This window comes from Pandoraea cepalis (assembly GCF_902459665.1).
GTDB classification, from domain to species: Bacteria; Pseudomonadota; Gammaproteobacteria; order Burkholderiales; family Burkholderiaceae; genus Pandoraea; species Pandoraea cepalis.
In genome coordinates this window covers 49825-61080 of sequence record NZ_CABPSL010000024.1, presented here as the reverse complement: position 1 = coordinate 61080, position 11256 = coordinate 49825, and the positions used below count along the sequence as shown (strand labels likewise).

The window sequence follows — 11256 nt, the reverse complement described above, 5'->3', positions numbered from 1 at the left end:
GCTTTACCCCGAAGCAGCGGCTGGCCATGGCCGCTTAGTTTCTACTTCTCGCGGCCGTGGAAAATGGGGGCATTACCATCCGACATGCCGGGCATGCTCGTCATGACGAGATTGGCGCCCGAGAACTGTGTCATCAGATTCTCGGAAAAGTGAAGCTCGATTTTTTGCGGTGCGGGTCCTTCAGTATTGTCCTGAGGGGTCGAGGACAGCAGTTTCGGATGAGCAAATGCGGCCGAGGCGAAGATCAGGCCAGCGGCGGCGACAAGTGACTTTGAGAAAAAGCGTTGATGTGACATGGCAAACATCCTTTGTGGTTAGAAATTGAGAAACGTTAAAGCGTCCCGCCGTCAGTCAACAGAAGAACTTCGACGGTACAACGGGACATCGACGAATATCACTGGTGCGTCAGAACCAGGCACGCACGCCGGCAACGAATGACAGCTCATTACGACGCCCACCTTCCTGCTCCAGGATGCGCGCGGTGTTGCCGTATGATCTGTCCCAAGTCACACCAATGTACGGCGCCAATTGACGATCGACTTCGTATCGCAAACGCAAGCCCAGCGAGCTGTTGGCCACACCGGCTCCCTGCTCTCTTGCCGCGTCGTTTTTCCCGTACATGTTTACTTCCAGCGATGGCTGGAGGATTAAGCGATTCGTAACAAGAAAGTCATACGTGCCTTCCAGGCGTACGGCAGTTTGACCACTTTGTCCGACAAATGCGGTTGCTTGCGCTTCGAAGTTGTAGAGCGCGAGCCCTTGTATGCCAAGCGCTCCCCAAGTTTGCGAAGTTCCCGGTTTGAAGTTGTGACGAACGCCGGCCACCACGTCCCACCACGGACTGAGGGAGTGGCCCCAAAGCGCCTGAACTTCCGCGTCCCCGAGCTTGCCGCCGGCTCGCTTGCCTTCCGTGCGAAGCCAGAGGCGGTCGATGTCGCCACCGATCCATCCTGACCCATTCCAGTTCAATACGTTGCCACCCTGACTTTTTTGCCATTCCAGGTTATCGAACAGGAAGAAGTAGTTGATCTCCTTATCGCCCATGTCGTGTATATGACCGCCGGTGAAGACCGCTTTTCGATCTTCGTCCGTCAACGGTGGTACGGGCGATGGTGCGCCATTGGACGACGTCCCGATCGACTGCATGGTGGCATCGCCCATCGAGGTCGGCTGGCTTGAGACGGAAGCCTTTGCATCAGGTGCCGCTATCGCAGAAAGAGATGTTGTGGCGCACAGCATCACGGTCAGGGTAGCCGCTGCGACCTTCCCAAATTTTTGTTCTTTTAGCATGAGAATCCTCACTCCTCGACGACCACTTCACGGAACATACCGGTTTCCATGTGGAAAAGTAGATGGCAGTGATACGCCCAGCGTCCGAGCGCGTCGGCCGTTACGCGGTAACTGCGTTTGGAGCCCGGAGCGATGTCGATAGTGTGCTTGCGCACCATGAAGCGACCTTGCTCGTCTTCCAGGTCACTCCACATGCCATGAAGATGTATGGGATGGGTCATCATGGTGTCGTTCACCAGGACGAGGCGGACCCGTTCGCCATACTTGAGGCGAATCGGCTGGGAGTCGCCGAATTTGACGCCGTTGAACGACCAGACGAACTTCTCCATATGTCCGGTCAAGTGCAATTCAATGGTTCGCGTCGGGTCCCGGCCGTCAGGATCGGCGAACGTGCTGCGCAGATCGGCGTAGGTCAGCACGCGCCGGCCGTTGTTGCGCAGTCCAATACCCGGGTCATTGAGCTTCGGCGTCGGATTCATGGCCTGTCCGTCAACAAGCGGATTCCCGTTCTCGGTCGCAGGATGGGACTGCATGCTCCCCATCCCCTGCATGGAACCATGATCCATGCCGGCCATGCCACTCATTCCTTGCATCGAATCGCCGCTCATGCTCGACATGCCTTCCATGCCTTCCATGCCTTGCATGGAACCGTGATCCATGCCAGCCATGCCGCTCATCCCCTGCATCGAATCGCCGCTCATGCTCGACATGCCATCCATGCCTTGCATGGAGCCGTGATCCATGCCGGCCATGCCGCTCATCCCCTGCATCGAATCGCCGCTCATGCTCGACATGCCCGCCATGCCTTGCATGGAGTCGTGATCCATGCCGGCCATACCTCCCATGCCCATATCGTCCATCGTCACCAGTGGGCGCGGGTCGAGCGGCGGAATCTTCGCCGAAAGCCCTTCGCGCACGGCCAATGTGGCGCGTGCGAAACCCGTACGGTCCATCGACTGGGCGAAAATGGTGTAGGCCGCCTCCGAAGTGGGCTCGACGATGACGTCGTAAGTCTCGGCTACAGCAATACGAAATTCTTCGACACTGACGGGCTTGACGGGCTGCCCATCGGCCGCGACTACCGTCATTTTGAGTCCAGGGATACGGACATCAAAGTAGGTCATGGCGGAGGCGTTGATAAAGCGCAGACGAATGCGTTCACCCGGCCGAAAGATGCCTGTCCAGTTCCCGTTTGGCGCTAGGCCATTGACCAGGTATGTATACGTGTAGGCGCTGACGTCGCCAAGATCCGTCGGACTCATCCGCATCTCGGCCCACATTTTGCGATCAGCGATTGTGGCGCCCAACCCATCCTTCTTGACGTCTCGAATGAAATCTCCAAACGTCCGTTGATGGAAGTTGTAATAATTCGATTGCTTCTTGAGCTTTGCCTTGATGCGCCTGGGATCCTCGTCCGTCCAATCCGAGAGCATGACAACATAGTCCCGGTCATACTTAAACGGCTCGGGATCTTTGGGTTCAATCACCAGCGGGCCATACACCCCGGTTTGCTCCTGCATCCCCGAGTGGCTGTGGTACCAATAGGTTCCATGCTGCTTGACCTTGAAGCGATATGTGTACGTCTCACCAGGGTCAATCCCGCCAAAACTGAGGCCCGGGACGCCATCCATGTTGGTCGGCACCAGAATTCCATGCCAGTGAATCGACGTCTGGGCGGACATGCGATTCGCAACACGCAACGTCACAACGTCCCCCTCCTTCCATCGTAAGACCGGGCCTGGCAGGGTTCCGTTAATCAGTGTGGCCGTGCGCTCACTCCCCGTGATATTGATTGGGGTTTCCGCAATGGATAGGTCGAAGTCGTTACCCGTAAGCACATGAGGCTGCCCGGGGCTCGTCATGGCCCACACCTGCGGACGCCAGACGCCCAATCCGCCGACGAGTCCCGCCGCGCCGATGCCCCGAATGAAGGTTCGTCTGCTGAGATGAGATCGCATCTATCAGTATCCAGTTGATTTTGGTTGGGAGAATCACCAATCGGTGAGGTCAGCCATGTTAATGCTGCTAGCAGACTCGCTTTCGCGAGCCCGATATAGCGACGCGCACATACTTCAGAGCTTGAGCTGAAATCGCCGTCGATGCCGCGGTAGTCGGCTTTCCAACGTACTGCGGGCGATACTACCAGTGGGGCGGCGTCACTGACATTACTTCCAGATGACAATGTTGTCATGTCCATCAAGCATGGAAATGCGCCGCGTTGGCGAAGCAAGTCGATCCTGTTGCGATCCCCAATTTCGGTACGCGCCTGCAATGAAGTCCGTGCTTCGTCTCGATTGCCTCCGGACGGTCCGAAGACAGTCAATGGATATGCCTTAAATACAGAATGCAGCTCTGCCGACTTTGCACGCCCTGCATCGATTTTTTGGGCGTCGCAGTGTGCGTTGCGCCGACTGACGCGTAGGCTCGCAAGATGACTAAACGGCCTTGATCGGCAAGGCTGGGTACGCGAAAGGAGTCTCTCGAACCCCTACCGTCGACGTGACCGAAGCGATGCACGTTATTCCGGAGCCGCTCGACGGTCAGGCGCGGTGTCGCCATAGGATTCGTCGTGAGGAAATCCGGCTGGGTGCTGCACGAGATGGCGCTTGGCGCCATAGTTGAATTGAAGGATCACTCGGCGATGATGCACAAAGTCCCGACGATGGAACATCAGAATGTCAACGCCGTTTCAGTGGAGTTTGGGAAGAGTTGTGCAATTTGTTTGGCAGCTCAACGAGAGCGGCCCGTAGGTTTTCCTCTTTCGCAGCCGGGACGCCATGAAACATGAATGACCGGCACGAACGCCGTTCGCGAAAACGGAATACTCTCACAGGATTTCGCTGCCTTTTACTCCACTTTTTTACCTCAAGAATCCTGTCATGAAACCTGTTTGAATACTATTCAGCGCGCTGATCCCGTCACTTGGCCTCGCCACGGAGATAGTCGCATCGACGATGGCGGCGAACGGTGTCGCGGAAATTGCGACGAACGTGCGGCAGAGCTTCGACGAGGTCCGGAAAATCAACAAGAATGTGGGAAAACGATCACCGTCCGGCACAGGCGGGTCGTTGCCACGGACGGCGGCTGCGCGCACACTATCCACTATCGTGAACGCAAGTGAGGACGTCCATCGATACCGACGTTCTATAGCTTCGTCAGGCCTAAGGGGATGTCATGTCCTTTGGGGGGGCTATGCCAGGCCAGAGAACCCGACGAATGTTGTGATAACGATTGCAGGCATGCAAATGCGGTAATCGGCGAGGCACTCTATGAATTGACGGAGGCGCATATGATCTACAACCTCGCACGTCTGAACGCAGCACGCCGACACGCGCTATTGGCTGCACTCTTGCTCGGGGTCGCTTCAGTCCCTCCCCTGGTTGATGCGTTCGCGGCTACCCACGGTGATTCGACACTGCGGGCGCAGAGCGTATCGGCTTCGGACTTTCCCGTCATGACACATATCCACGGCCTAGCGTACAGTCGAGATGGCACACGACTTTTCATCGCGACGCACAATGGCTTGGCGGTCTATCATGCAGGACGCTGGAGCATGGCGCCGGGGGCAGCCGACGACCTCACAGCAATCGTTGCGACAGAAGGCTCTTTGTTGAGCAGCGGTTATTCGTCGACCAGCGGCAATGCTCCGAATCGCCTCGGCTTGCAGCGAAGTCGTGACAACGGGGTCACATGGAAGGCGTTGGCATTAAGCGATCAAGCGGCATTGCGTGTAATGGGGGCGAGCTACTATGCACGGGCCATTTACGTCTATAACGATTCCTCGAATGCCGTTCTGCGGAATCAAGGATTCTTTTACACGCAATCTGACGGTACGACATGGACCGTTGCGACCGCACGGGGAGTCGATATTGCGTCTGCTGCGCACAGCCTTGCCGTGCATCCCACGCAACCTGGCGTCGTTGCCGCCAGCACCGATACTGGACTGCTCATCTCCGAGGATTTTGCCCAACATTTTCAGCACGTGTATGGCAAGGATTTTGCACTTGCCGCGTGGTTTGATTTTGATGGGATCCACATTTGGCTAAGCCAGTACTTGACAAGATCAAGGTTGACGCGCCTGCGCTGGAAGGATGGTAAGGACGCAAACGACGTTGCGCTACCTATGTCAGATGAGGACGGTATCGCGTTCATTTGCCAGAACCCGGTCGATTTCCGTCAAATTGTCATTGCGACTTTCAAACGTGACGTGTATCTCTCGGATGACCAGGGAGGTACATGGCGTCGGATCGTGGATAGAGGTCAGGCGACGTAAGGCGGGGGCGGATTCGGATACCGTACGCGCGTCCGAGCATTCGAGCCTTTCCTGTCGCTGCCAGAGCATCCCAAGGAAAGGTCATATTGTTAAAGTGCTCCGGTGCCGGCCGCGCAACCCGGAAATACTCCCGATCCCAATTTCGGATCAAGGGGGAAGAACTATGATGCGAACGATTGTGTGAGGGACTGGATAACCGATCAAATTGTTCAATGGATCGGCGATCAATGGCCATTTGGTTATCGCATTCGAAAGAATCGCTAACCGTGTGCCTTCAGCTGAGCTACGCGCCGAGGTGCCATCCAGTACTCGGCGAGCCCGACGCCCATATCCTCGGTCTCGACGTCGATTTCGTCGACGGCCACAACGGGTGATCACTTGCATGTACCGTCGGACCTCGATGTGCAAGACGTTGATCAGCAGGTGAATCGTCGACCGGAAGTCGAAAATCTCGACTTGTGGCGCGATTATGAAGGACGCACAAGACCGGCACCGGCCCACTCGCGCCAAGTGGCGGACGCGATGAAGTGATGGAGCAACCACGACGCGATGACGATTGCCACGATCGCGTAGGGCCATAGCGAGCGGAGCGCGCCGCCAGCGCGGCAGCCAATCGTCGCAGCATCCGCTCGCGCCAATGCATCATTTCGAAGGTTGGATCGCTGTCACGGTCTGGGCGTCGCCCGTCGACACCAGGGTGAAGTTGACCTTCTGGCCAACCGAAACGCCACTCAGCAGTTTGGCATTGGCCACCTTGAAGCCCATGGTCATGGGCCCCCAGCCCAATGCATTGATCGGCCCATGGGCCAGCGTCACGCTGCCAGCTTGCTTGTCGACAGCCTTGACCACGCCGGTGCCCGTTGCGGTGACCGCAGCAGACTTGTCTGTCTTCATGCCCCCCATCTGGCTCATGCCACTCATGGGTTTCATATCGGCCGCGCCGGCGGCCACGGCCGGCAGGGAGGCACCGAGGGCGACACAGGTGAGCATTGCGCTGATCATTTTGAACATAACAAACTCCTTTGACACATAGTGAGAAAAACACCCTTTCGGGCAAGGGAACTACGTCCGGCGATGATTCCGGCCACGCATGAGCCGGAAGGCCGCCGGGATCACGAACATTGACAGGAGCGGCGCGGTGATCATGCCGCCCACCATGGGCGCCGCGATCCGGCTCATGACCTCCGAGCCGGTGCCGCTGCCCAACAGAATCGGGATCAGGCCGGCGAGAATGACGGCGACCGTCATCGCCTTGGGGCGCACCCGCAAGACCGCCCCCTCGCGGATGGCGTCGTCCAGGCTCTCTGCAGTCAACGTGACGCCCAATGCTTGCCTTGCCGCGATGGCCTGCTTCAAATACAGCAGCATGACCACGCCAAACTCGGCGGAGACGCCCGAGAGCGCGATGAAGCCGATGCCGGTGGCCACCGACATGTTGTAGCCGAGCAGATAGAGAACCCAGATGCCGCCCACTAGGGCGAAGGGCAGCGTCGTCATGATCAGGGCAGCCTCGTCAAAGCGACTGAAGGTCATGAAGAGCAGCACAAAGATGATCACCAGCGTCGCGGGCACGACCAGCTTGAGGCGTGCGGCGGCGCGCTCCAGGTATTCGAACTGACCGGAATAGGCAATGCTCATGCCGGGTTCGAGCTTGACCTCCCGCGCCACTGTTGCGCGCAAGTCGCCCGCGACCGACGCCAGATCCCGGCCGCGCACATCGACGTAGACCCAGCCCGAGAGCCGGGCGTTTTCCGTCTTGATCATCGGCGGGCCATCGCTGACATCGATCTTGGCAACTGTCCCCAGCGTAATCTGTTGACCGGCGTCGGTGAGGATCGGCAGATTGCGCAGTCCCTCGAGCGAATCGCGAATCTCGCGCGGATAGCGCACGTTGATCGGATAGCGCGCGAGCCCCTCCACGGTTTGCCCGACGTTCTCCCCGCCGATGGCCGAGGACACAATTGCCTGCACGTCGGCCACGTTCAGGCCGTAGCGCGCCGCGGCCGCGCGGTCGATGTTGACGTCGACATACCGCCCGCCCGTCAAGCGCTCCGCCAGCGCGGAGCTCACACCCGACACCGTTTTCGCAGCCCGCTCGACGTCTTGCGCGACGCGATCTATCTCGGCCAGGTTCGTCCCGGAGATCTTCACGCCAATCGGACTTTTGATGCCGGTGGCCAGCATGTCGATGCGATTGCGGATCGGTGGCACCCAGATATTGGACAGGCCAGGGATCTTCACGACCCGGTCGAGTTCATCGACCAGCTTGGCCGGCGTCATGCCAGGGCGCCACTGATCGCGTGGCTTGAACTGGATGGTGGTCTCGAACATTTCCATGGGCGCCGGGTCCGTCGCACTCTCCGCACGCCCCGCCTTGCCGAACACACTCTGGACTTCGGGCACCGTCTTGATCAGACGATCGGTCTGCTGCAGCAACTCCGCCGCCTTTGCCGCAGATAGCCCCGGCAGTGCCGAGGGCATGTACAATAAATCGCCCTCATCGAGCGGCGGCATGAACTCGCCGCCCAGGCGGCTGATCGGCCACGCGGTGGTCAAGAGCGCCAGCATAGCGATCACCAAGGTGAGTTTCGGCCGCACCAGCACCCAGTCGAGGAGCGGGCGATACATACGGATGAGCGCACGATTGAGCGGGTTTCGCGTTTCGTCCGGGATGCGCCCCCGTATCCAGTAGCCCATCAGAATCGGGATCAGTGTGATCGAAAGCAGCGCAGCGCCTGCCATCGCGTAGGTCTTCGTGAAGGCGAGCGGGCCGAACAAGCGCCCCTCCTGCGACTCGAGTGTGAACACCGGAATGAACGACAAGGTGATGATGAGCAGGCTGAAGAACAGCGCCGGCCCGACTTCTGCGGCCGCTTCGCCGATCACGGTCCAATGCGCGCTGCCTTTGAGGGACTCGCCGGGATGCTCGTGCGTCCACATCTCAATCTTCTTATGCGCGTTCTCGATCATCACCACCGCCGCATCGACCATCGCACCGATCGCAATGGCGATGCCGCCAAGCGACATGATGTTGGCGTTAATGCCCTGATAGCGCATGACGATGAACGCGATCAGCACGCCAAGGGGCAGTGAAATGATCGCCACCAGAGCCGAGCGCAAATGCCACAGGAACACCGCACAAACCAGTGCCACGACGATGAACTCTTCAATCAGCTTGTGCTTGAGGTTGTCGATCGAGCGGTCGATCAGCTTGCTGCGGTCGTAGGTCGGCACGATCTCGACCCCGGCAGGCAGGCTTTTTTGCAGCTCGGCGAGCTTGTCCTTGACCGCGGCGATGGTTTCGCGAGCGTTCTTGCCCGAGCGCAGGATGATCACGCCGCCGGCGGTTTCTCCTTGCCCGTTTAATTCGGCGATGCCACGCCGCATTTCGGGGCCAACCTGAATGGTAGCTACATCGCCAAGCTTGACCGGAACTCCGGTGGCCGAGACGTTCAGCGGAATGTTGCGGAAATCGTCGAGCGATTTCAGATAGCCGGTCGCGCGCACCATGTATTCGGTCTCCGCCAGCTCGAGCACCGAACCCCCGGTTTCCTGATTGGCCTTCTGGATGGCATCGATGACCTTTGCCTGAGGGATATGGTAGGCGGCCAGTTTCATGGGGTCGAGCACGACCTGGTATTGCTTGACCATGCCACCAATGGAGGCAACTTCGGCGACGTTGGGCAGGCTTTTCAACTCAAAGCGCAAAAACCAGTCCTGCAGGCTGCGCAGTTGGGCGAGGTCGTGCTGGCCCGTTTTGTCGATCAATGCGTACTCGTAGATCCAGCCCACGCCAGTCGCATCCGGTCCCAATGCGGTCTTGGCCGTGACGGGCAGGCGGCCTTGCACCTGGTTCAGGTACTCAAGCACGCGCGAGCGCGCCCAATACAGGTCCGTGCCGTCCTCGAACAGGACGTAGACGAACGAATCGCCAAAGAAGGAATAGCCGCGTACCGTTTTCGCACCGGGCACCGACAGCATTGTCGTCGACAGCGGATAGGTCACCTGGTTTTCGACGATCTGTGGGGCTTGGCCCGGATAGCTGGTACGAATGATGACCTGCACGTCCGACAGGTCCGGCAGTGCGTCGACCGGTGTGGTCTTGACCGCCCACACGCCCGCGGCAGCAACAAAGAGCGTCGCCATCAGAACCAGGAAGCGATTGACGATCGACCAGTGGATCAGCCTCGCGATCATGAGCCGGCTCCTGTCTTCTCCAACTGCTTGACGACGAACTCATCGCCGCTGGGGACGAAGCCGAAATGCACGGTATCGCCCGCTTTGATGCCGGTCGCCATGGACGGGTCGGACAGCTTGAACGTCATCGTCATCGGCCCCCAGCCGAGCGACTTGACCGGGCCGTGCGAGACCGTGATTTGCCCGTGTTCGAGTTTTTCCACCTTGCCGGTGGCTTCGTTGAGCGCGGCGGGGGCGCTCGCGCCACTTGCCGGCTGGACCGTGGCCTGGGCGGGGGCGCCCGCGAGGCGGGTGAGGACACCCTGCAGGCTGGCCTCAGAGTCGATCAGGAACTGGCCGGAGACGACGACGCTCTGTCCTTCCGACAGACCCTCGAGAATCGCCGTCTTGCCGGCACCTTCTTGCCCGACTTTGACCTCTACCGGCGCGTAGCGGCCGCCGTCCTGCGCGACGATCACGACGTTGCGCACGCCCGTGCGAATCACCGCCTCGGTTGGAATGGTGAGAACCGGCTTAGCCGCGCCATTCTGCACGCGGACCTGCGCGAACATGCCGGGCTTCAGGCGCCCGTCGCGATTAGGCAACTCGACCCGCACCTTGAGGGTCCGGCTGGCCGAATCGGTTTCAGGCAATACGGCGATGACTTTGCCCTTGAAGGTTTCGCCAGGATACGCCGCCAGACGGGCTTCCACCAGGCGGCCAACGGCGACCAATCCACCCTGGGATTCCGGCACGGCCGCTTCGAGCCAGACGGTGGCCAATCCGTTGATTTTCGCGAGTGTCATGCCGGCGGCAATGCTCATGCCTTGACGCACGTCGAGCGACTGGATAACCCCGGCGATGGGCGAGGTCATCGTGAACGTCGATTGCGACACACCCGTACGCTCGACCCGGGCGATGAGCCCGGCGGGCATGCCGAGCAGCATGAGCCTTTCGCGCGCGGCGTCGACCAGGCCCTTGTCACCGGTGCGGAGCACCGCGAGGAACTCGGCCTGTGCACCGCCCCATTCAGGCACCAGCAAGTCCGCAAGCGGTGCGCCTTGCGCGATCACGTCCCCGGGCGCCCTGGCGTAGACGCGTTGCACAAAGCCGCCACTGCGCGCTTGCACCACCGCCACGTCCCGGCCATTGAAGACCACGTTGGCCACCGCATCGATCGGTGCGTCAAACGTGCCTTGCTCGACCCGGGCCAGACGGATGCCCAGATTTTGCGCCACGCCCGAATCGATCTGAACGCCCGCGGCATCGCCGCCTTCACCTGCGTACTTCGGCGTCAGTTGCATGTCCATGAAGGGCGATTTGCCGGGCTTGTCGAAGTGCTGGTTCGGCACCATCGGGTCGTACCAATAGAGCACTTTCCGATTGGCGTCGCCTTGAGTGGGCACGCCATTGGCGGCGGCCGCGGGCGCACTCCCCGTAGCGCTGCCCGCATGACGCAGCGCGTACCAGTATCCTGCGCCGGCGCTGGCGGCGGCTACCAAGACAATCAATGCACC

The 11256-nt window shown here is 59.7% G+C and carries 7 protein-coding genes and 1 pseudogene; 2 read left to right on the top strand and 6 right to left on the bottom strand.

The window, feature by feature from the left end; all coding sequences use genetic code 11:
• Window positions 1-68: 68 nt before the first annotated feature.
• The 3 genes and pseudogenes from PCE31106_RS21805 to PCE31106_RS21795 all read right to left on the bottom strand — a co-directional run.
• Window positions 69-296, bottom strand: a pseudogene (locus tag PCE31106_RS21805) (copper resistance protein CopC); the annotation flags it as partial.
• Between the two features lie 109 nt (window positions 297-405).
• Window positions 406-1290, bottom strand: a complete 885-nt coding sequence (locus tag PCE31106_RS21800; protein WP_094068951.1) for a copper resistance protein B — start codon at window positions 1288-1290, stop codon at window positions 406-408.
• An 8-nt stretch (window positions 1291-1298) separates the two neighbouring features.
• Window positions 1299-3248 (bottom strand): copper resistance system multicopper oxidase, encoded by a 1950-nt coding sequence (locus PCE31106_RS21795; protein WP_094068952.1) that lies wholly within the window; start codon window positions 3246-3248, stop codon window positions 1299-1301.
• An 830-nt stretch (window positions 3249-4078) separates the two neighbouring features.
• Here PCE31106_RS21795 and PCE31106_RS21790 point away from each other — a divergent pair.
• The gene (locus PCE31106_RS21790; RefSeq protein WP_124988667.1) at window positions 4079-4411 is read left to right on the top strand and encodes a hypothetical protein; all 333 of its coding nucleotides are present in this window, start codon (window positions 4079-4081) and stop codon (window positions 4409-4411) included.
• Between the two features lie 168 nt (window positions 4412-4579).
• Window positions 4580-5563 carry a F510_1955 family glycosylhydrolase gene (locus PCE31106_RS21785; protein ID WP_094068953.1) on the top strand — a complete coding sequence of 328 codons (984 nt, stop codon included), beginning with the start codon at window positions 4580-4582 and terminating at the stop codon, window positions 5561-5563.
• A 642-nt stretch (window positions 5564-6205) separates the two neighbouring features.
• Here the strand turns inward: PCE31106_RS21785 and PCE31106_RS21780 are convergent.
• Genes PCE31106_RS21780 through PCE31106_RS21770 form a run of 3 tightly spaced genes read right to left on the bottom strand, consistent with a single transcriptional unit; the run spans window position 6206 to window position 11241 of the window.
• A complete protein-coding gene (locus PCE31106_RS21780) occupies window positions 6206-6574 on the bottom strand; it encodes a copper-binding protein (protein ID WP_174975360.1) in 369 nt (122 codons plus the stop codon).
• 51 nt (window positions 6575-6625) lie between these two features.
• Window positions 6626-9760 (bottom strand): efflux RND transporter permease subunit, encoded by a 3135-nt coding sequence (locus PCE31106_RS21775; RefSeq protein WP_017234509.1) that lies wholly within the window; start codon window positions 9758-9760, stop codon window positions 6626-6628.
• Window positions 9757-11241, bottom strand: coding sequence for an efflux RND transporter periplasmic adaptor subunit (locus tag PCE31106_RS21770; RefSeq protein WP_246171432.1), 1485 nt, complete (start codon window positions 11239-11241; stop codon window positions 9757-9759). Before PCE31106_RS21770 ends, PCE31106_RS21775 begins: the two co-directional genes overlap by 4 nt.
• Between the last annotated feature and the right edge of the window lie 15 nt (window positions 11242-11256).